Annotated in this window: 22 protein-coding genes; 14 read left to right on the top strand and 8 right to left on the bottom strand. The window is 72.5% G+C overall.

The window, feature by feature from the left end:
* Positions 1–162: 162 nt before the first annotated feature.
* On the bottom strand, positions 163–1,098 hold the full coding sequence (locus tag ACIQFY_RS02465; RefSeq protein WP_066654364.1) for a proteasome assembly chaperone family protein: 936 nt from the start codon (positions 1,096–1,098) through the stop codon (positions 163–165).
* A gap of 159 nt (positions 1,099–1,257) precedes the next feature.
* Here ACIQFY_RS02465 and ACIQFY_RS02460 point away from each other — a divergent pair, with 159 nt between their 5' ends.
* The 9 genes from ACIQFY_RS02460 (at position 1,258) to ACIQFY_RS02420 (ending at position 11,732) form a co-directional block, all read left to right on the top strand.
* On the top strand, positions 1,258–1,968 hold the full coding sequence (locus ACIQFY_RS02460; RefSeq protein WP_271827136.1) for an HAD family phosphatase: 711 nt from the start codon (positions 1,258–1,260) through the stop codon (positions 1,966–1,968).
* Positions 1,965–3,095 carry a tRNA (adenine-N1)-methyltransferase gene (locus tag ACIQFY_RS02455; protein ID WP_066654362.1) on the top strand — a complete coding sequence of 377 codons (1,131 nt, stop codon included), beginning with the start codon at positions 1,965–1,967 and terminating at the stop codon, positions 3,093–3,095. Before ACIQFY_RS02460 ends, ACIQFY_RS02455 begins: the two co-directional genes overlap by 4 nt.
* A 40-nt stretch (positions 3,096–3,135) precedes the next feature.
* A complete protein-coding gene (locus tag ACIQFY_RS02450) occupies positions 3,136–4,062 on the top strand; it encodes an FKBP-type peptidyl-prolyl cis-trans isomerase (protein ID WP_400338131.1) in 927 nt (308 codons plus the stop codon).
* A 72-nt stretch (positions 4,063–4,134) separates the two neighbouring features.
* On the top strand, positions 4,135–5,223 hold the full coding sequence (locus ACIQFY_RS02445; RefSeq protein ID WP_066654358.1) for a YafY family protein: 1,089 nt from the start codon (positions 4,135–4,137) through the stop codon (positions 5,221–5,223).
* Positions 5,216–6,187 carry a YafY family protein gene (locus tag ACIQFY_RS02440; protein WP_066654356.1) on the top strand — a complete coding sequence of 324 codons (972 nt, stop codon included), beginning with the start codon at positions 5,216–5,218 and terminating at the stop codon, positions 6,185–6,187. The genes ACIQFY_RS02445 and ACIQFY_RS02440 overlap by 8 nt, the downstream gene beginning before the upstream one ends.
* A gap of 208 nt (positions 6,188–6,395) precedes the next feature.
* Entirely contained in the window at positions 6,396–7,148 is a 753-nt protein-coding gene (gene tatC, locus ACIQFY_RS02435) for a twin-arginine translocase subunit TatC (RefSeq protein ID WP_066654351.1), read from the top strand.
* On the top strand, positions 7,148–9,589 hold the full coding sequence (locus ACIQFY_RS02430; RefSeq protein ID WP_066654346.1) for an RNA helicase: 2,442 nt from the start codon (positions 7,148–7,150) through the stop codon (positions 9,587–9,589). Before tatC ends, ACIQFY_RS02430 begins: the two co-directional genes overlap by 1 nt.
* Positions 9,590–9,600: 11 nt before the next feature.
* Complete coding sequence (lnt, locus tag ACIQFY_RS02425) at positions 9,601–11,277, top strand: apolipoprotein N-acyltransferase (protein ID WP_400338129.1); 1,677 nt, start codon at positions 9,601–9,603, stop codon at positions 11,275–11,277.
* A gap of 104 nt (positions 11,278–11,381) precedes the next feature.
* Complete coding sequence (locus tag ACIQFY_RS02420; protein WP_058727838.1) at positions 11,382–11,732, top strand: RNA polymerase-binding protein RbpA; 351 nt, start codon at positions 11,382–11,384, stop codon at positions 11,730–11,732.
* A 68-nt stretch (positions 11,733–11,800) separates the two neighbouring features.
* On the opposite strand, the gene ACIQFY_RS02415 is transcribed toward ACIQFY_RS02420, so the two are convergent.
* Together ACIQFY_RS02415 and ACIQFY_RS02410 are read right to left on the bottom strand one after the other, a co-directional pair.
* A complete protein-coding gene (locus ACIQFY_RS02415; RefSeq protein WP_400338126.1) occupies positions 11,801–12,955 on the bottom strand; it encodes an SPFH domain-containing protein in 1,155 nt (384 codons plus the stop codon).
* Positions 12,952–13,422, bottom strand: coding sequence for an NfeD family protein (locus ACIQFY_RS02410; protein ID WP_400338124.1), 471 nt, complete (start codon positions 13,420–13,422; stop codon positions 12,952–12,954). The genes ACIQFY_RS02415 and ACIQFY_RS02410 overlap by 4 nt, the downstream gene beginning before the upstream one ends.
* A gap of 188 nt (positions 13,423–13,610) precedes the next feature.
* Here ACIQFY_RS02410 and ACIQFY_RS02405 point away from each other — a divergent pair, with 188 nt between their 5' ends.
* The 4 genes from ACIQFY_RS02405 to ACIQFY_RS02390 all read left to right on the top strand — a co-directional run bounded on the left by ACIQFY_RS02405 (position 13,611) and on the right by ACIQFY_RS02390 (position 15,578).
* Positions 13,611–14,372, top strand: a complete 762-nt coding sequence (locus ACIQFY_RS02405) for an SDR family oxidoreductase (RefSeq protein WP_251155494.1) — start codon at positions 13,611–13,613, stop codon at positions 14,370–14,372.
* A gap of 39 nt (positions 14,373–14,411) precedes the next feature.
* Complete coding sequence (locus tag ACIQFY_RS02400) at positions 14,412–14,900, top strand: NUDIX hydrolase (protein ID WP_400338123.1); 489 nt, start codon at positions 14,412–14,414, stop codon at positions 14,898–14,900.
* Positions 14,901–14,982: 82 nt separating this feature from the next.
* Positions 14,983–15,294: a DUF4190 domain-containing protein gene (locus ACIQFY_RS02395; RefSeq protein WP_066654336.1), complete on the top strand. Its 312-nt coding sequence runs from the start codon at positions 14,983–14,985 to the stop codon at positions 15,292–15,294.
* 119 nt (positions 15,295–15,413) lie between these two features.
* Positions 15,414–15,578: a hypothetical protein gene (locus ACIQFY_RS02390; protein WP_158407754.1), complete on the top strand. Its 165-nt coding sequence runs from the start codon at positions 15,414–15,416 to the stop codon at positions 15,576–15,578.
* A 314-nt stretch (positions 15,579–15,892) separates the two neighbouring features.
* Here ACIQFY_RS02390 and ACIQFY_RS02385 read toward each other — a convergent pair whose 3' ends face one another.
* The 3 genes from ACIQFY_RS02385 to ACIQFY_RS02375 form a co-directional block, all read right to left on the bottom strand.
* Positions 15,893–16,261 carry a cupin domain-containing protein gene (locus ACIQFY_RS02385; protein ID WP_400338121.1) on the bottom strand — a complete coding sequence of 123 codons (369 nt, stop codon included), beginning with the start codon at positions 16,259–16,261 and terminating at the stop codon, positions 15,893–15,895.
* 65 nt (positions 16,262–16,326) lie between these two features.
* The gene (locus ACIQFY_RS02380) at positions 16,327–17,358 is read right to left on the bottom strand and encodes an alcohol dehydrogenase catalytic domain-containing protein (protein WP_209682564.1); all 1,032 of its coding nucleotides are present in this window, start codon (positions 17,356–17,358) and stop codon (positions 16,327–16,329) included.
* A gap of 73 nt (positions 17,359–17,431) precedes the next feature.
* Positions 17,432–18,112 (bottom strand): SDR family NAD(P)-dependent oxidoreductase, encoded by a 681-nt coding sequence (locus tag ACIQFY_RS02375; protein ID WP_271827047.1) that lies wholly within the window; start codon positions 18,110–18,112, stop codon positions 17,432–17,434.
* A gap of 102 nt (positions 18,113–18,214) precedes the next feature.
* Here ACIQFY_RS02375 and ACIQFY_RS02370 point away from each other — a divergent pair, with 102 nt between their 5' ends.
* Positions 18,215–19,054, top strand: a complete 840-nt coding sequence (locus ACIQFY_RS02370) for a helix-turn-helix transcriptional regulator (RefSeq protein WP_251160215.1) — start codon at positions 18,215–18,217, stop codon at positions 19,052–19,054.
* 45 nt (positions 19,055–19,099) lie between these two features.
* Here ACIQFY_RS02370 and dhaM read toward each other — a convergent pair whose 3' ends face one another.
* Positions 19,100–19,819, bottom strand: coding sequence for a dihydroxyacetone kinase phosphoryl donor subunit DhaM (dhaM, locus tag ACIQFY_RS02365; protein ID WP_251160216.1), 720 nt, complete (start codon positions 19,817–19,819; stop codon positions 19,100–19,102).
* Positions 19,816–20,442: a dihydroxyacetone kinase subunit DhaL gene (gene dhaL, locus ACIQFY_RS02360; protein WP_251160217.1), complete on the bottom strand. Its 627-nt coding sequence runs from the start codon at positions 20,440–20,442 to the stop codon at positions 19,816–19,818. The genes dhaM and dhaL overlap by 4 nt, the downstream gene beginning before the upstream one ends.
* Between the last annotated feature and the right edge of the window lie 29 nt (positions 20,443–20,471).

The following is a 20,471-nucleotide window of genomic DNA, read 5'->3' as shown; positions in this document are numbered from 1 at the left end:
GGTCGCGCGACGTGCCGCCGGTGGCCGTCGCGGTCGCACGACGTGCCGCTCACCCCAGAGGTGAGCGGCACGTCGTGCGACCGGAGCGCGTGCCGACCACGGGACGGACGGGAGGCGCGGTGCCAGCCGGCACCGCGCCTCCCGTCCGTCCCGTGGTCGCGACTACTGCTGCGGCGGCTGCGGGGGCCGCCACGGACCCTCGCCGCCGGCGGTGCCGCCGTCCTTGCCGTCCTTGCGCTCGCGTCGGCGGAGGTACTGCTCGAACTCCTGCGCGATCGCGTCCCCCGACGCCTCGGGGGAGTCGACCGTGTCGCGGGCCTGCTCGAGCTGGCCGATGTAGCTCGCCATGTCCTCGTCGTCGGCGGCGAGGGCGTCGATGCCCTCCTCCCACTCGGTGGCCTCGTCGAGCAGGCTGCCCCGCGGGACCGTGACGTCGGCGAGCTCCTCGATCTTGTCGAGGAGGGACAGGGTGGCCTTCGGCGACGGCGAGTTGTGCACGTAGTGGGGAACCGAGGCCCACAGGGAGAGCGTGGTGAGCCCCGCGGTGTCCATCGCGTCGGAGAGCACGCCGAGGATGCCGGTCGGTCCCTCGTACGTCGACCGGTCGACGTCGAACGCCGCACGGACACCGGCGTTCTCGCTCGACACGAACACCGAGATCGGTCGGGTGTGCGGGACGTCCGCCAGCATCGCGCCGACGAACACCACCGCGTCGATCGAGTACACGTCGGCGAGGTCGATGACCTCCGCACAGAACCCCCGCCAGGTCCGAGACGGCTCCGGCCCGACCAGGACGAACACGTCGCGTTCGGTCTCGGAACCGGCCGCGCCGATGACCGGACGCCCCTCGGCGCCGGGCCCGTGCAGGACGATGCGGGGCCAGCGGATGGCTCGGGAACCGTCCTCCGCGGTGCCGACCTCCGGCCGGTTGAACTGGTAGTCGACGTACCGCTCGCCGTCGATCTCACGCAGCTCGTCGAGTTCCAGCGCGTCGACGATCCGGCGGGCGAGGCCGCTCGCAGCCTCGCCGGCGTCGTTCCAGCCCTCGAAGGCGACGACGAGCAGTCGGCCGTCGCTGAAGGGGGAGTGCTGTGGCACGGAGGGGCCTCCTGGTGGTGGAGCGGGGCGCGCACGGTGATCGCGCGCGGCCGGACACGGTCGATCACCCAGGATATGCCGGAGCCGCCCGCAGGCACCCCTCCGTCCGCCCCGAGCGGAACCGCGGCGCCGGTCGGTGCCCCGGTAGACTCGTCGCCCGTGACCGCCCAGCACCCCGAACGCGTCCTCCCCGCAGCCGTGCTGTGGGACATGGACGGCACGATCATCGACACCGAACCGATCTGGCAGCAGTCCCAGGTCGAGCTGACCGACCGGTACGGCGCCGAGTGGACCCACGAGGACGGCCTCTCCCTGGTCGGGAGCGGGCTCGAGCGGTCGGGTGAGATCCTCCGCGACCGGGGCGTCGACATGGACGTCGAGGAGATCGTCCTGTGGATGACCGACTACGTGACGCAGCGCCTGCAGGGCGGTGAGCTCCCCTGGCGTCCCGGCGCCCGCGAACTCGTCGAGGAGCTGCACGACCGCGGCATCCCGACCGCGCTGGTGACGATGTCCCGCCGCACGATGGCGCTCGTCACCGCCGACGCCCTCGGGGCCCGTGGCTTCCGCGTGGTCGTCGCCGGCGACGACGTCGACCGTCCGAAGCCCCACCCGGACGCCTACCTGGCCGCGGCGGCGCAGCTCGGGGTCGACCCCACCGCGTGCATCGCGATCGAGGACTCGGCCACCGGGGTCGCCTCGGCCGTGGCCTCCGGTGCCGTCACCGTCGCGGTCGAGCACATCGTGCCGCTGTCCGAGATCGCCGGTGGCGACGTGCACCTGACGACGCTGGCGGACGTGGACGTCGACCGCCTCGTCGAACTGACCAGCCCGGCCCTCGCGGCCCGTACCGAGACGGCGAGCCGATGACCGAGCAGACCCAGCAGCCCTCGCAGGACGACGTCGTCGCCCTGCCGCACACCGCCGGTGGCGCCCCGCACACCCCGCCGCGCGGTCCGTTCCGCGCCGGTGACCGCGTGCAGCTCACCGGCCCGAAGGGCAAGCTCACGACGCTCTCGCTCGAGACCGCCGGCGAGTACCACACCCACCGCGGCGTGCTCCGGCACGACGACGTGATCGGGCAGCCCGACGGCTCCGTGATCCGGGCGAGCACCGGCGACGAGTACCTCGCGCTCCGGCCGCTCCTCAACGACTACGTGATGTCGATGCCCCGCGGCGCGGCCATCGTCTACCCGAAGGACGCCGCCCAGATCGTCGCCTTCGCGGACGTCTTCCCGGGCGCACGGGTCGTCGAGGCCGGCGTCGGCTCGGGAGCGCTCTCGCTCTTCCTGCTCCGGGCGATCGGCCCGACCGGCCGGCTGCAGTCGTTCGAGCGCCGCGAGGAGTTCGCCGCCATCGCGCGCGGCAACGTCGGCACGTTCCTCGGCGCCGTGCCGGACAACTGGTCGGTGACCGTCGGCGACCTCGTCGAGGAGCTCCCCGGCGCCACCGGACCGCAGAGCATCGACCGCGTGGTCCTCGACATGCTCGCGCCGTGGGAGTGCGTCGACGCCGCGGCGGACGCGCTCGTCCCCGGCGGGCTCGTCGTCTGCTACGTGGCGACGGTCACGCAGCTGTCCCGCACGGCCGAGGCGCTGCGGGACACGGGGCGCTTCACGGACCCGCAGTCGAGCGAGACCCTCGTGCGCACCTGGCACGTGGAGGGTCTCGCCGTCCGTCCGGACCACCGGATGGTCGGCCACACCGGGTTCCTCGTGACCGCCCGACGCCTCGCCGACGGCGTCGTGCTGCCGAACCTGAAGCGTCGTGCAGGCAAGGCCGAGTTCTCGGACGAGGACGTCGAGGCCTGGACCCCCGGCGCCGTCGGCGAGCGGTCCGCCAGCGACAAGAAGCTCCGGAAGGTCGCCCGTCAGGCAGCGGCCCAGGCGCGCAGGGTCGCCGCTGCCGAGGCCGGGACGGACGCGCAGGGGATCGCGCACGGCGGCGCCGAAGGCACCCCGGATGCCTCGCACGATGCCGCCGACGGCGACCGCTAGGCTACGCATGCCCGTCCAGCACCGAACGGAAAGAGGGTCCGTGCGCACCATCCCCGCACTCCTGGTCACCATCGGCCTCGCCGCGTCCCTGACGGGGTGCGCCGCCAGCGGGGCCGGTACGACCGCGTCCTCCTGCCCGGCTCCCGGTGCCGCGTCGGCAGCGGTGACGGCGTCCGGTGCGTTCGGCAAGGAGCCGAAGGTGTCGGTGCCGTCCGGGCTGACCACGACGGACACGCAGGTGTCGGTCCTGCGCTCCGGCGACGGCCGCCAGATCGAGGAGGGGACGCCGGTCCTCGTCGAGTACACCCTCGTCGACGGCAGCACCGGTCAGGTCGCGCAGACCAGCGGGTACTCCGGGCAGACCGCCCCGATCACCGCGGGCGCTGCGAACTACGGCCCCCTGGGCACCGCGCTCGAGTGCGCCCACGTGGGCGACCGGCTCGCCGTCGCCCTGCCGAAGAGCGAGCTGAGCGGGAGCGCGACCGCCGGATCCGGCACGTCGCGCAAGGCCGAGGACGCCGTGATCGCAGTCATGGACGTCAAGCAGGCCTTCGACGCCCGGGCGACCGGCACGCCGCAGCTCGCCGGCGACGGCATGCCCGCCGTCGTCCTCGCGCCGTCGGGTGCGCCCGGCATCACGATCCCGTCGTGGAGCGCCCCGAAGGACGACGCGCTGCACCTGCTCCGCAAGGGGTCCGGGGCGGAGCTCACCGCGAAGGACACCGCGGTCATCAAGTACACGGCCGTCTCGTGGGCCGGCAACAACGGCGACTCGTCCGTCGTCGGCTCGAGCTGGACCGACGGATCGGGCGCACAGGCGATCCCGCTCGCGAAGGGCCAGGTCATCGACGGCGTGCGGAACGCCGTCCTCGGCCACCGTGTCGGCGACCAGGTCCTGGCGATCGTGCACCAGCAGGACCGCACCACCGCGTACGTCATCGACGTGCTCGGGAAGATGCCCGCCTGACCCTCGACGGTCCGTCCACCGACCGAGCGCGGGTGCACTCCGGTGCACCCGCGCTGCCGTAGGATCGGGCTCGTGCCAGCCACCCGAGCCCCCCGCGTCCCCGCCGAGGAGCGGCTCTTCAGCCTGGTGCTCGCGCTGCTCTCGACCGAGGCCGGGCTGACCAAGGCGGAGATCCTGGCCAACGTGCAGGGCTACCGGCAGCGGTACACGTCCGGTGGGGACAACGCGTCGCTCGAGCGGCAGTTCGAGCGCGACAAGGACGACGTCCGCGACCTCGGCATCCCGCTCGAGACGATCGAGACGCCCGGTGCCGCCGGCAACAACCAGACGCTCCGGTACCGCATCCCGAAGGGCGAGTACGACCTGCCGCTCGACGTCCGCTTCACCCCGGACGAGTCCGCGCTGCTGTCGCTCGCGGCGATGGCCTGGCGCGAGGGCGCACTGTCCACCGACTCACGACGGGCGCTGCTGAAGGTCCGGTCCGCCGGTGCCGACGACGGAGGGACGGCCACGGCGCAGGGCGTCGCCGGCATGGCCGCCTACTCGCCCCGGCTCCGCGCCCGTGATACCGCGTTCGAACCCCTGCGTTCAGCGCTCGACCGTGGCGCCGCCGTGCGCTTCGACTACATCACGCCGGGCGAGCACGCGCCCCGCCGGCGTGACCTCGCACCGCTCGCGCTCGTGCAGCACGGCGGTCGCTGGATGCTCGCAGCGCACGAGTTCTCCACCGGCGGCACGAAGAACTACCTGCTCTCGCGGATCGTCGGGCCGGTGAGCGTGCACCAGGTCGGGCAGCACCCCGCTCCCGCCGGCGCCGCCGAACGTGCCCTGACCGAGCTGGACCGGGTGTGGGCCGAACGGACGGCGCGGATCGCGGTCGTGCCCGGTTCCGATGCCGAGCGCCGGCTCCAGCGTCGACGCGGCACCGAGGTCGACGACGACGGCGTGCTCGTCGTGCACCACGTCGACCCGCAGATCCTCGCCGAGGAACTGGCGGCCTTCGGTCCCGAGGTCCGGGTGCTCGAGCCCGCCGCGGTCCGCGAGCTCGTGGTCGCCCGCCTGCGCGCCCTCGTCGCCGACCACGCGGAGGCCGGCCGAGCCGACGCAGACCAGACCACCGACGCCGACCAGACCGCCGACGCCGGAGGTACCCGTGCCTGACCAGCAACCGCTCCAGGCACAGGACAAGCTCGCGTTCCTGCTCGTCCTCGTGCCGTACCTCATCGACCACGAGCGCGTGTCCGTGGCCGAGGCCGCACGGCACTTCGGCGTCCCCGAGCAGCGCATCCGCCGTGCGGTCGAGCTCATCGCGGTGTCCGGGGTGCCCGGCGAGACGATGCAGTACCAGCACGGTGACCTGTTCGACATCGCCTGGGACGACTTCGAGCAGAACGACATGATCGTGCTGACGAACCTCGTGGCGATCGACGACTCGCCCCGGCTGTCGGCGCGTGAGGCCTCGGCCCTGATCGCCGGCCTGCAGTACCTGTCCGCGCTGCCCGAGGCCGCCGATCGGGACGCGATCCGGTCCCTCATGGCGAAGCTCTCCCGCGGTGCCGGGGGAGCGGCGTCGAACGTCGCGGTCGGTCAGGACCTGCACGACGCGGCGCTCGCCACCATCCGCCGTGCCGTCGCCGACGGTCGTGGTCTGGCGTTCGAGTACGCCGGGCCGCGCACCCGAGGCGGGACCCGCCGTGTCGACCCGCTCCGCGTCGAGTCGATCGACACCGACTGGTACCTGCGTGCCTGGGACCTCGACCGGCAGGCGCTCCGGACCTTCCGGCTCGACCGGATGACGAGCGTGCGCGTGGACGACCGCCCGGCCGAGAAGACCATCGGCGACGTCGTGATCCCGGACACGCTCTTCCAGCAGTCCGGCGGCGACGTCATCGTCACGGTGGAGCTCGACTGCTCGGCGCTGCCCCTCGTCGCGGACTTCCTGGCGGACACCGCCGACGCCGAGGACGCAGACGGCCGCGTCCGCATCCGGCTCGCGGCATCGAACGGCTTCGACGGGGTCGTCCGGCTGGTGGCCGGCCTGCCGGGCCGCGCGGTCGTCCTCGACCCGCCGGCGGCCCGTGCCGCCGTCCGCGCGTTCGCCGAGGCGGCCCTGGCCGCCGAGTAGCGCGCGCACCGCGCCCGCCGCGCACCCTGACGGACGGGAGGCACGGGGCGGGCCCGCCGTGCGCCTCCCGGCCGGTCGTCCGCCTGTGGGTCCGCCGCCGACGGCCCGACTGTCGGCCCCGGTCCCGTAGGATCGGGCCATGGCTTCGACGACCGCGAGCGGGCGAGCGAGGCGACCAGGCCGTCCGGAGAAGGACACCGAGGGTCGCATGTCGCTCGGGCAGCACCTGATCGAGCTGCGGAACCGTCTCTTCAAGGCCGTCGTCGCGGTCGCGCTCTGCGCGGTCGGCGGGTGGTTCCTCACCCCGTTCGTGCTCGATGCCCTGCGGCAGCCGGTCACCCAGCTGGCCGAGGTCGGCGGCCACACGGCCGAGCTGAACTTCCCGCAGATCACCGGCGCGTTCGACCTGCGGCTGCAGATCGCGATCACGATCGGTGTCGTGATCTCGAGCCCCGTCTGGCTCTACCAGGTCTGGGCGTTCATCGTCCCGGCGCTGGTGCGGCGCGAGAAGCAGTACGTGTTCGGGTTCCTGGGCACCGCGATCCCGCTGTTCTTCGCGGGCTGCTGGTTCGGCTGGTACGTCCTGCCGCACATCGTCGGGATCCTGGGCAGCTTCGTGTCGGCGCAGGACACGTCGATCGTCGACGCCAAGGCGTACTACGACTTCGTCATCAAGCTCATCGTCGCCGTCGGCATCGCGTTCGTGCTGCCGGTGTTCCTCGTGCTGCTGAACTTCGTCGGGGTGCTGTCGGCCAGCTCGATCATCAGGTCGTGGCGCGTCGCGATCGTGTGCATCCTGGTGTTCTGCGCGATCGTGACCCCGTCGGCCGACGTCATCTCGATGTTCCTGCTGGCGATCCCGATGACGGTGCTCTACGCAGCAGCGTGTCTCGTGACCTGGCTCCACGACCGCAGGCTGGCGAAGCAGCAGGCGAAGCTCGACGAGGAGTACGCACGCTGATGACCGCCGGACCCACTGCCGCCGAGCGCTACCAGGCGGCGAAGGTCCGGAACCGCTCGCGCAACCTCGAGCTGTTCCGTTCCGACCTGCGCTTCGACCTCGACCCGTTCCAGGTCGCCGGCTGCGACGCACTCGACCAGGGCCGGAGCGTCCTCGTCGCCGCACCGACCGGTGCCGGCAAGACGATCGTCGCCGAGTTCGCGATCTGGCTCGCCATGCGGCAGCCGACCGCGAAGGTCTTCTACACGACGCCGATGAAGGCGCTGAGCAACCAGAAGTACAACGAGCTCGTGGCCGACTACGGCGAGTCCGAGGTCGGGCTCCTCACCGGCGACACGAACGTCAACCCGCGGGCCCGTGTCGTCGTGATGACGACCGAGGTGCTCCGCAACATGATCTACGCGGACTCCGACCTGCTCGACGACCTGGCGTGGGTCGTCCTCGACGAGGTCCACTACCTGGCGGACCGGTTCCGGGGAGCGGTGTGGGAAGAGGTGATCCTGCACCTGCCGACCGAGGTCCGGCTCGTCTCCCTCAGCGCGACGGTGTCCAACGCCGAGGAGTTCGGCGACTGGCTGCAGACCGTCCGCGGCGACACCGACGTCATCGTGTCCGAGGACCGGCCGGTCCCGCTCGAGCAGCACGTGCTCGTCGGCTCGAAGATGGTCGACCTGTTCGACTCGAGCGGTGCGGCGGCCACGAACCGGGTGAACCCGGAGCTGCTCCGACTCGTCGGCGGGGCCTCGCGCAGCGAGCGGCACGGCGGCGGCCACCGTGGTCGTCGCGGACGCGGCGGCTACCCCGAGCGCCGGGGCCCTCGTACCGAGAAGATGTACCGCGAGCAGATCGCGAAGGTGCTCGACGAGCGGATGCTCCTGCCGGCGATCTTCTTCGTGTTCAGCCGCAACGGCTGCGACCAGGGCGTCCGTCAGGTCCTCCGGTCCGGCATCTCGCTGACGACCGCCGACGAGCGCAACGAGATCCGCGAGACGGCCGAGTACCACTGCCGGACCCTGCTCGACGAGGACCTCGCGGTGCTCGGCTACTGGGAGTGGCTCGAGGGCCTCGAGCGCGGTGTGGCCGCACACCACGCCGGCCTGCTGCCCGCGTTCAAGGAGGTCGTCGAGGACCTCTTCCAGCGCAAGCTCCTCAAGGTCGTGTTCGCGACCGAGACCCTGGCGCTCGGCGTGAACATGCCGGCCCGGACGGTCGTGCTCGAGAAGCTCGAGAAGTTCAACGGCGAGGCCCGGGTGCCGATCACGCCGGGGGAGTACACGCAGCTCACCGGTCGCGCCGGACGCCGTGGCATCGACGTCGAGGGCCACTCGGTCATCCAGTGGTCGGACGGCCTCGACCCGCAGGCCGTCGCGTCGCTGGCGAGCCGTCGCACGTACCCGCTCAACTCGTCGTTCAAGCCCACGTACAACATGGCCGTGAACCTCATCGAGCAGTTCGGTCGGCAGCGGACGCGCGAGGTCCTCGAGACCTCGTTCGCGCAGTTCCAGGCGGACCGTTCCGTCGTCGACCTCGCACGCAAGGTCCGGTCGCAGCAGGAGTCCCTCGACGGCTACCAGCGCGCGATGCAGTGCCACCTCGGCGACTTCACCGAGTACGCCGCGCTCCGCCGTCGCCTGTCGGACCTCGAGCGCACGAACGTCCCCGGCGGTCGCGAGGCCTCGCACGGCGCCCGGCAGGAGCGCCAGGCGGCGATCACCGAGGTCCGTCGGCAGATGCAGCGCCACCCCTGCCACGCGTGCCCGGACCGCGAGGCGCACGCCCGCTGGGCCGAGCGCTGGTACAAGCTCAAGCGCGCCAACGACAAGCTCGTCCAGCAGATCCGCTCCCGCACGGGCGCCGTCGCGACGACGTTCGACCGGGTCACCGACGTGCTCCTGCAGCTCGGCTACCTGGTCGCCACCGGGGACGACGAAGCGACCGTCGCCGCTGGCGGACGTCGCCTGCAGCGGATCTACGGTGAGCGCGACCTGCTCGTGGCCGAGTGCCTCGAGGCCGGCGTCTGGAAGGAACTGACCCCGGCGCAGCTCGCCGCCATGGCCGCCACCATCGTGTACCAGCCCCGGCGCGAGGACGCCCCGGGGACCGAGCACGCCCTGCCCCGCGGAGCCTTCCGGCCGGCGCTCGACGAGACGCTGACCATCTGGGCGCGGCTCGACGACATCGAGCGCGATGCGCGGCTCGCCGGTTCGCAGCCGCCGACCCCGGCGATGTCGGTCGGCATGTTCCGCTGGGCGTCCGGCTCCGCGCTCGACGACGTGCTCCGGACCCTGGACATGCCCGCTGGCGACTTCGTGCGCTGGTCGAAGCAGGTCATCGACCTGCTGGACCAGGTCCGGAACGCCGGCGACGAGGAGCTCGCCCAGACCGCGCGACGGGCGACGGACGCGGTGCGCCGCGGCATCGTCGCCTACGCGACGGTCTGACGGGAGGCCCGGTGCACGTCCCCGACGCGGCCACGCGCCCGCAACCCGGCGGTTCCACCGCGGGACGCCGCGTCGTCCGCGCCGACTCGCGGGCGTCGACGGTGTCCCGTGTCAGGTCCGGGGTCCTGCAGGACGGGCGGCGCGACGAGTTCGCCGCGCTGCCGCTGCGCCTCGCGTTCCCGCTCGCGGTCGTCGGCGGCCTGCTCTTCGCCCTGTCGTTCCCGTCCCCGGGCTGGTGGTTCCTCGCCTACCCGGCGATGGCCTGCATGCTGCTCGCCGCGATGGGGCAGCGCGCCCGACGTGCAGCCTGGCTCGGGTACGTGGCCGGCGCGGCCTTCTGGCTGCCCGCGATCTCCTGGGCCGGGCGGTACCTCGGGCCGGTCCCGTGGCTGGCGCTCGCGCTGTTCGAGGCCGCGTACTTCGCCCTCGGCAGCGTGGCGATCGCCCTCGCGTACCGCTGGGTCGCGCGCGTCCTGCCGTCGACCGCCTGGCGGGTGTGGGGCCTCCCGGCCGTCGTCGCCGGACTCTGGACCGGACGCGAGTGGTTCTCCGGCAGCTGGCCGTACGAGGGCTTCGCGTGGGGACGCGTCGGGCTGTCCCAGTCGCAGGGACCCTTCACGCACCTCGCGGCGTACGTGGGCGTGCTCGGCGTGACGTTCGTCGTCGTCTACTGCGTCGCGGTCGTGCTGTCGCTCGCGCTCGTCGTGCCTCGCACACCCGGCTCGGGCGTCGCCGCGTCCACGCGCGTCGCCACCGCCGGGCTCCTGGTCGCCGTGGTCCTGGCCGTGCCCGCCTGGCCCACCCGCGTCGACGGCAGCATCCGCGTCGAGGCCGTGCAGGGCAACGGTCCGGCCGGGTACTTCGACCGCGCCCAGCCGGGCGAGGTCCTGGCCGCGCAGGTCGCCGCGACCGACGTCGAGGCGCGCGGCGTCGACCTGGTCGTCTGGCCCGAGGCTGCCGCCGAGGCCGACCCGCGGCGCTTCCCGGCCGTCGCAGGCGCCCTCGACTCCGTGGTCGACACGGTCGGGGCGCCGCTGGTCGCCGGGGCGATCACGCAGACACCGTCCGGCGTCCTGCACAACACGTCGTTCGTGTGGACCGCCGACGGCTGGCAGTCGTCCTACGACAAGAAGCGTCCGGTCCCCTTCGGCGAGTACGTGCCCGACCGCTGGTTCTTCTCGAAGCTCGCGCCGTCGCTCATCGGGCTGCTGCAGCGCGACTACACGCCGGGCACCAGGCCGAACGTGCTCGACGTCGCCGGCATCAGGGCGGGGATCGCGGTCTGCTTCGACATCGTCGACGACGGACTCACGTCCGACATGGCTCGCGGGGGAGCGCAGGTCATCCTCGCGCAGACGAACAACGCCGACTTCTCCGGGACCGACGAGAACCTGCAGCAGCTCGAGATCGCCCGGCTCCGGGCGGTCGAGACCGGTCGCTCGCTCGTCAACATCTCGACGGTCGGTGCGTCCCAGGTCATCGACCCGTCGGGGCGGACCATCGACCGCGTCCCCGCGTACACGGCGACCTCGATGGTCACGGACGTGCCGCTCGGCACCGGGACGACCCCCGCCACGATCGTCTCCGGGTCGGTCACCCTCCTGGTGTCGCTCGGGGCCCTCCTCGCCCTGCTCGCGTGCGCACCGTGGGGCCGTCGATCGACACGGTCGCTCCGCCGCGATTCCTGAACACCGCCGCCTCCCACTGGGAACGCTCTGTGAATGCGCCCAGTCGGGATGCATCCCGCGTGGGACAGTGTTGAAGAGGGCAGACGAGCGAGAGGAGCACACACATGGCTGATCGGAGTCTCCGCGGGATGCGGCTCGGGAGCCAGAGTCTCCAGAGCGAGGAGGGCGTCGAGCTCTCCGACCGGAAGCGCGCGGTCTACCAGACCGAGTCGGGGGAGACGTTCGACGTCGTCTTCTCCGCCGAGGCGGACGTACCGCAGACGTGGTCGGAACCCCGGACGGGGCGCGAAGGACGGTTGCTCGGCGACGACGGGATCCCCGTCGAGGTCGCTGCCGAGGACGTCAAGGCGCCGAGGACGCACTGGGACATGCTGCTCGAGCGTCGCTCGCGCGAGGAACTCGAGGAGCTCCTGGAGGAGCGTCTCGCGTTCCTGCGTGCACGTCGCGGCGCCTGAGCACCACCCCCGACACGACGACGCCCGCCCCGGGGAATCCGGGGCAGGCGTCGTCGTGTGCGGGGGACCTACGGCTGGCGGTCGTCCCCGAGCGCGGTCTGCGAGGCCTCGTCGGCCGCGGCGAGGCGCGCGTCGACACTGCGGTTCGACTCCTCGAGCCGCTCGTCGAGCGCCGCGTCCGGGACGATGTCGGCCGCGGTGGCGTCCGGTCGCGGGTTCGCCGCCGCCGCGCCGTCCGCGGTCGCGGTGTTCGCCAGGCTCTCGTTCGCGAGCTTCGAGATGCGCGACAGGAAGTCCGTGCCGCCACCGGCTCCCGCGACCGGACCGCTGCCGGTCCGCCCTCCGGTGAAGCCCTTGGCGATGCCGGACAGCGCCTCCGTGAACTCGCTCGGGATCATCCAGAGCTTGTTCGCCGTGCCCTCGGCGATCTTCGGCAGGGTCTGCAGGTACTGGTAGGACAACAGCTTGTCGTCCGGGTCGCCCGTGTGGATCGCCTCGAAGACGGTCGCGATGGCCTGCGCCTCACCCTCGGCGCGGAGCACCTGGGCCTTCGCGTCACCCTCGGCGGCGAGGATCGCGGCCTGCCGTTGGCCCTCGGCCTCGAGGATCGCCGACTGCTTGGTGCCCTCGGCCTGCAGGATCGCGGCACGACGGCTCCGCTCGGCGCGGAGCTGCTGCTCCATGGCGTCCTGGATCGACACGGGCGGCTCGATCGCCTTGAGCTCGACACGACCGACCCGGATGCCCCACTTGCCGGTCGCCTCGTCGAGGACGACCCGGAGCTGGCCGTTGATGTTGTCGCGGCTGGTCAGCGCCTCTTCGAGGTTGAGGCCACCCACGACGTTGCGGAGCGTCGTGGTGGTGAGCTGCTCGACCGCACCCAGGTAGTTCGCGATCTCGTAGGTGGCGGCGCGTGCGTCGGTCACCTGGAAGTAGACGACGGTGTCGATCGAGACCACCAGGTTGTCCTCGGTGATCACCGGCTGCGGCGGGAAGGACACGACCTGCTCGCGCATGTCGATGAGCGGGCGGAGCCGGTCGATGAACGGCACCAGGATGTTGAGTCCGGGGCTGAGCGTCTTGTGGTACTTGCCGAGTCGTTCGACGATCCCGGCCGTCGCCTGGGGCACGATCCGGATCGCGCGGGACAGGACGACGATCACGAAGATCACGACGACGAGGACGAGGACGATCAGGGCGATCGTCCCGGCTGAGATGGTCACGAGGTGGCCCTTTCTCCGAGGCGGACGACCGCGGTCGACCCCTCGATGGACTCGACGACCACGGGGGTGCCGAGCGGTGGTGTGCGGTCGGGGGAGCCTGCGGCGAGCCGGGCGCTCCAGGTCTCGCCGTTCGCGAGACGGACCTGCCCGGGGGACGACGACGTGAAGGCCACCGCGACGGTGCCGCGCAGGCCGATCAGCCCCTCGATGTTGGTGCGGTGGGGGTCGGCGTTCCGGCCGAGCGCCACGAGCAGCCGGGGGCGGACGAGCGAGAGCAGCACGAGTGCGACGACGGCCGCGATGATCGCGGAGAGCCACCACGGCGCGCCGATCAGCGCTGCGATCAGACCCCCGGCCGCGCCCGCGGCGAGCATCAGGAAGATGAAGTCGAGCGTGAAGATCTCGACCACGCCCAGCAGCAGTGTCAGTCCGATCCAGACGACGGTCTGGATCCAGTCGATGTTCACGCGATCTCCCTCCCTTGCATCGCGCGCTCCGGCGTGCAGCGTCGCGACGGCCGGTCCAACTCCGTTCAACATATCAAGTCACGCTCGGGTCCGCGCGGGTGCGGCCGATGCTCGCCCGGCGCGGGCCGCGCGGTTGGTAGGCTCGTCGGCGGCCGACCGGCCACAGCAGCGACCTGGAGAACACGCCTGTGACGAACCCCCTCGCCCCCGGATCCCTCGCCGACAAGCGCGCCCTCGTCACGGGGTCGTCGCGCGGTATCGGCGCCGACACCGTCGGCTACCTGGCCGAGGCCGGCGCGAAGGTCGTCGTGAACTACCGCAACAAGGCCCGGCGCGCCGAGCAGATCGTCGAGAAGGTCGTCGCTGCCGGCGGTTCCGCGATCGCCGTGGCTGCCGACCTGACCGACCACGACTCCGTCCAGGCGATGGTCGACCGCGTCGTGGCCGAGTGGGGCGGGATCGACCTGCTCGTGCTCAACGCCTCCGGCGGCATGGAGGCCGACCTGGGGGAGGACTACGCACTCCGCCTGAACCGCGACGCACAGGTCGACATGCTGCAGACCGCCGTGCCGCACATGCCGGCCGGCTCGCGTGTCGTCTTCGTGACGAGCCACCAGGCCCACTTCGTCGAGACCGCCGAGACGATGGACGAGTACGTCCCCGTCGCCAAGAGCAAGCGTGCCGGCGAACTCGCGCTGCGCGAGCTCATCCCGCAGCTCGAGGCCGCCGGCATCGAGTTCGTGACCGTCTCCGGCGACATGATCGAGGGCACCATCACGGCGACGCTGCTCAACCGCCTGAACCCCGGTGCGATCGAGGGTCGGCGCCAGGAGGTCGGGAAGCTCTACAGCGTGTCCGAGTTCGCGGCCGAGATCGCCCTGGCCGCCGTCGAGCCGATCCCGGCCGACCACACGAAGCTCGTCGGTGACACGAGCGGCTTCACGGCCTGACACGGGGCGGGGGACGGCGCGACGGGTAGCCTCGGGCGGATGACAGCGAAGCCCGGCCTCCGTCTGACCTCCCGCATCCTCCTGCTCGACCCGGACGGCCGCGTGTTCCTCATGGACACGCGGTCGCCGTCGTCCGACCACGCGCACCGGTGGATCACCCCCGGTGGCGGCGTGGACCCGGGGGAGTCGCACCGCGACGCCGCCGTCCGCGAGCTCCGTGAGGAGACCGGCGTCGTCGTCGATGATCCGGGCGACCCCGTGTGGAGCTGGGACTTCACGGTCGAGTGGGACCTGGCCGACCACGACCGCGGCCACAGCGAGTTCTACGTCGTCCGGACGCCAGGGTTCGAGCTGTCCGACGCCGAGTGGACCGACGACGAGCGCGTCGACATCCTCGCTTCGCGGTGGTGGACCGCCGAGGAGCTCGACGCCACCGACGAGCCCTTCGAGCCGGCGGAGCTCCCGGACCTGGTCCGGCGGCACCGTGCCGTCCGATCCGGCAGCACCGGGTGCGTACAGCTGATGTGAACGCACTTCGCAGGAAGCGCCTACCGTGTGCGCTGACGGCCGCACGCAACCCGTGCCAGCGGCCCTGACACGAGGAGCTCCCATGTCCACGAACGGTTTCCCGCCGGCACCGAACACGCCCGGCGCGGCACCCGCGACGAACGGCGGCAACGGCCTCGCCATCGGGTCGCTGGTGCTCGGCATCGTCGCCGTCGTCTTCGGCTTCCTGTTCTCGATCATCGGTCTGATCGCCGGCATCGTCGGCCTGATCCTCGGCTTCGTCGCGCGTCGCCGGGGCCTGAACCGCGGCATGGTCCTCGCCGGCATCGTCCTGAGCGTCATCGGCATCGTCATCGCGATCATCTTCATGATCTTCGGCGCCGTGCTGGCGACGCAGATGCTGCAGAACCAGTAGCACCACCGGACGGGAGGCGCGTGGCGGCACCGCCACGCGCCTCCCGTCCGTCTGTCCGGTCACCGTCGACGACCGCACCGCCCGGACCGACACAGGCCGCGCCGAGTAGCGTCCCCGCCATGACGTACAGCCAGCCGGACCCCGCAGAAGAGACCACCCAGGCCGAGCAGCCGGAGCAGCCGGACACCGACCGTTCCGAGGTCGAGGAGGACGGCAGCGAGCAGGCCGCCCTCGAGATCGACGCCGACGACGTGCCCACCGGCGACGAGACGCCCGAGCACTGACGACCCGGCCGTCGCCGCCGACCGCGCAGGTCCGTCGGACCCGCAACGCCACCGCGGAGCCGGCCACGATGCGCCGCCGGTCACGACGCCCAGGTCGCACGACATGCCGTTCACGTCGATCGTGAGCGGCATGTCGTGCACCCACGGCGGACGAACGGCGGCGCGTCGTGCGACGAGAACGGTGCGTGGACGCGAGTTCACCGGCTGTCTAGCTGTTCAGCGCTGAGCGCCGATAATGCATATTATGTCAACTCAGGTGACTCGTGACGGTCGGACTCCCGTCTGTGCGGCCCCCCTGATCGCCCCGCCCTGCGTCAGGGCGCGGGTCTCGGCGTGACCAGCGGGCAGTCGTCGATCTGCGCCGCGACGAACACGAGCACCAGTTCCTCGTCGGACACGTTCGTTGCCTCGTGGTCGACGAAGGGTGCCTCGACGAGCACCTGACCGGGTTCGTGGTACTGCACGACGTCGGCCGTCCGGTGTCGCAGTCGCCCCCGGGCGACGATCCCGGTCTGCCAGGCGTCGTGCCGGTGCCACCCCGTCGACGCCCCCGGTGGGATCCGCGCCACGAACGAGCGGACGACTCCGTCCGCCCGGTCGACGCGCGGTGGCACCGTCAGCCGACAGTCGTCGATCACTGCGAGCTCCGCGAGCTGGACGCCCGCTCCGCTTCCCCACGTCATGTCCGCAGTATGTCAGATGACACACCGGCTGTCCGCAGGTCGCGGACGACCGGGACGGCGGCGTCTCAGAACACCGCGACGGTCATCCCCGACCCGGTCGCCGGCCGGTCCATCGCCTCGAGCGCATCGGGCAGGTCGCCGAACCCGATCGTCCGTCCGATCGACTCGGCGGGACGGAGCCGACCGGCGACCACGTCGTCGAGCATCGCGGCGTACTCCCCCACTGCGATCCCGTGACTCCCGAGCAGCTCGAGCTCGTCGGCGATGACCCTGCCCATCGGGATGACCGGCACGGCCTCGTCGTCGAGCAACAGGCCGACCTGCACGTGCCGACCGCGCGGACGGAGCGAGCCCACCGCGGCGAGCGAGGTCGCCCGGCTGCCGTAGGCGTCCACCGACACGTGCGCGCCCCCTCCGGTCACACCGTGCACCGTCGCCGCCACGTCATCGCCCATCGGTAGCGTGGTCGCGCCGAGTGCCGCCGCCCGCTCGAGCGCTGCCGGCGAGACGTCGACGGCGATCACACGTGCGCCCGCTGCCACGGCGACCAGCACGGTGGACAGTCCGACACCGCCGCAGCCGAACACGGCGACCCACTCCCCTGCGGCGACCCGCCCCCGTGCGTGCAGCGCGTGGTACGCGGTGCCGAACCGGCAGCCGAGCCCCGCCGCCTCGGCGAAGCCGACCTCGTCGGGCAGCGCCACGAGGTTCACGTCGGCATGCGGCACCACCACCGCCTCGGCGTACGAGCCCGGCAGCGTGAACCCGGGCTGCTGCTGCCGGGTGCACACCTGCGTGGCCCCGTCGCGGCACTGCTCGCACGTACCGCAGGCGAAGACGAACGGCGCGGTCACCCGGTCGCCGACGGCGAAGCCGATGACGTCGTCGCCGACGGCCGACACGGTCCCCGAGAACTCGTGGCCCGGCACGTGCGGCAACGACACCGAGTCGTCGTGGCCCTTCCACGCGTGCCAGTCGCTCCGGCACACCCCGGTCGCACGGACGGTGACGACGACGCCGTCGACGGGTGCCTCCGGCGTCGGGAGCTCGACGATGACGGGCATGGAACCGAAGCGGTCGTACCGGACTGCGCGCATGCCGTCATCCTGGCAGACCGACCGACGGCAGGCGCGTGGCGGACCCGCCACGTGCCTCCCGTCCGACGTCCGGTCAGTACTCGATGCGGCCGGTCCGGTCGTGGAACTCCCCCGTCGGTCCGTCCGGGCCGATCTGCGCGAGCGCCACCGTCGCGTCCGTGCCCTCCGTGACGGTCTGGTGCCCGCCGAAGCCGTTGAACGCGGTCGCGGTGTAGCCGGGGTCGGACGCGTTCACGCGGAACCCGGGCAGGTTCTTCGCGTACTGCACCGTCGCGGCGATGAGCGCCGCCTTCGACGCCGCGTACGGCACCGCGGGGACCGGGTGCTCGTCGCGACCGGGCGTGGTGAGCCAGCGCGCGAAGCCGACGCCGGACGCGACGTTGACGATCACCGGGTTCGACGAGCGACGCAGCAGCGGCAGGGCCGCCTGCGTCACCCGGACGACCCCGACGACGTTCGTGTCGAGCACGTCGGCCATCGCGTCCGCGTCGAGGTCGTCGACGCCGAACGCGGTCCCGAGCACCCCCGCGTTGTTCACGAGCACGTCGAGTTGCGGCAGCGACGCGAGCGCGGCGTCGACGCTCGCCTGCTGGGTGACGTCGAGCGCCACGACGTGCGCGCCGAGGGCGCGCGCCTCGTCCCCGGAGGCGGGGTCACGCATGCCGGCGTACACGGTGTGCCCGGCCTCGACGAGTCGGCGTGCGGTCTCGAGGCCGAGCGAACGGTTGGCCCCGGTGATGAGTGTGGTGGTCATGCCGTCCACGATGCCCGCGTCGCCGTCGGGTTCCCAGGCACCGGTCGACGGTGGGACCGGCAGTACCAGGACCGCCTGCCCGAACCGGGTGATGATGGTCGCATGAGCGAGTTCGCGGAGGTGTTGCGCGCCTGGCGTGACCGGGTGCGTCCGGCCGAGGTCGGACTGCCGGCGGGGCCGGGCCGGCGCACCGCCGGGCTCCGACGCGAGGAGCTGGCGACCCTGGCCGGGGTCAGCGTCGACTACGTGGTGCGCCTGGAGCAGGGCAGGGCGACGAACCCCTCACCGCAGCTGCTCGGCGCACTCGCGACCGCGCTCCGGCTCACCGAGGCCGAACGCGACCACCTGTTCCGGGTCGCGGGCGCCGCGGTGCCCTCGCGGGGCGAGGTCCCCCGCCACGTCCCGCCCGGCGTGCACCGCATGCTCGACCGGCTCGGGGACGTCCCGCTGGCCGTGTTCACGGCGGCGCACGACATCGTGCTGTGGAACGACCTCTGGGCCACGGTCTCCGGCGACCCCGGGCGCTGGACGGGCCTCGAGGCGAACCTCGTGTGGCGGCACTTCACGCAGGGGCACGACGGCGTCGAGTGGGACGACACCCACCAGGAGGACTTCTCGAGCGACCTGGTCGCCGACCTCCGCTCCGCCCTGGGCCGGTACCCGGCGGATCGGCGTCTCGCGGAGCTGGTGGCACGGCTGCGCCGTGCGTCCCCGGAGTTCGAGCGGCGCTGGCACGGCGGGCGCATCGCCGAGCACCGGACCAGTCGCAAGGTCGTGCACACCCCGGTCGGCCCGGTGGAGATCGACTGCGACGTGCTCAGCGTGCCGGGCAGCGACCTGCGGATCGTGGTCTACACGGCGGTGCCCGGCAGCGAGGACGCCGCGAAGCTGGACCTGCTCCGGGTCACGGGGCTGCAGGAGTTCGTGACACCCGGACGCTGAGCACCTCCGCCGCGCCCGCCCCCTCGGCGCGCGCGGCGGCGCTCGTCACTCGCCGAAGCCGGAGCGGACGAGCGCGACGAGGGTGTCGACGGCGTCCCGTGCGTCGGGTCCGTCCGCCTCGATCGTCACGCTCGCGCCCTTCGGCAGGGCGAGCGCCATGATCGCGAGGAGGCTCTTCGCGTCGACGCCGTTGACGCGGACGCGCGACTCGTGCTTCGCGGCGGCCTTCACGAACTCGGCCGCGGGCCGGGCGTGCAGGCCGCTCTCGTTGACCAGTTCGACGGTCTCGGTGACCGCCCCGTCGGTCGGATCCGCGTCGTCGGCGGGCGCCGTGCCTCCCGGCTGGTCCCCCGTCGGGTCGGAGGCGCTCTCGTCGTCGTCCGCGGACCGTGCGGCCGATGACGCAGCGGCCAGGACGGCGTCGACGTCGCCGCCGGTCTGCGCGGCGACCGCCGCGGCCACCGTGCCCTCGACCAGCGGGGCCTGCGAGACGTGCACCCGGTCGCGGTCGGCCTCGTCGAGGAAGTCCAGTGCGGTGTCGGTGGTCAGGTAGGCGGAGCCGAGGTCGCAGAGCACGACGACGGCGTCCGCCGGCGCGAGCTCCTGGATGCCGTCGGCGATCGCCTCGAAGGACGTCCCGATGCCGCCGTCGTCCGTGCCGCCGGCGGCCACCATCGGGACGTCCGCGGCCATCTGGCGGGCGAGCTCGACGGTGCCGGTCGCGATCGCCGCGCTGTGCGAGACGACCAGGATCCCGACGGTCACGCGGCGTCCACCGCTGCGCGCAGGATGTACGCCGTCGACTGCGCCCCGGGGTCGCGGTGTCCGATCGCCCGCTCCCCGAGGTAGCTGGCGCGGCCCTTGCGGGCGACGAGGGGGTCGGTCGACTCGGCGCCGGTCACGGCGGCGTCGGCGGCGGCCTCGAGCACGCGCTCCGGCCCGTCGCCGGCCGCCGCAGCGGCGGTCGCGGCGTCGACGGCCGCGGACCACGCGTCGACCATCGTCTTGTCGCCGACCTCGGCCTTGCCACGGGAGACGACACCGTCGCGTGCGGCGGTGAGCACGGCCACGACCGTGTCGGCGTCGAGCTCGGTCGCGTCGCCGGCCGCCTGGGCGGCCTTCAGGTAGGCGGTCCCGAAGAGCGGACCGGCGGCACCGCCCACCGTCGAGATGAGCTTCGTCGCGACGGCCTTGAAGACCGCGCCGGGGGTGTCGAAGGAGCCGCCGTCGACGGTCTCGAGCACGGCGCGGAACCCCCGGTCGAGGTTCTCTCCGTGGTCGCCGTCGCCGATCTCACGGTCGAGCGTGACGAGCTCGGCGCGGTGGTCGTCGATCGTCGCGGCGGTGCGGCGCACCCAGTCGATGGCCCATGCGGTGTCGAGCGCCAATTCGTGTTCCTTCCTGGATGGTGGACGGT

The organism is Curtobacterium sp. NPDC092190 (genome assembly GCF_044755625.1).
GTDB lineage: Bacteria > Actinomycetota > Actinomycetes > Actinomycetales > Microbacteriaceae > Curtobacterium.
The sequence above is the reverse complement of the archived record's forward strand: the minus strand, read 5'-3'. Positions and strand labels throughout refer to the sequence as shown.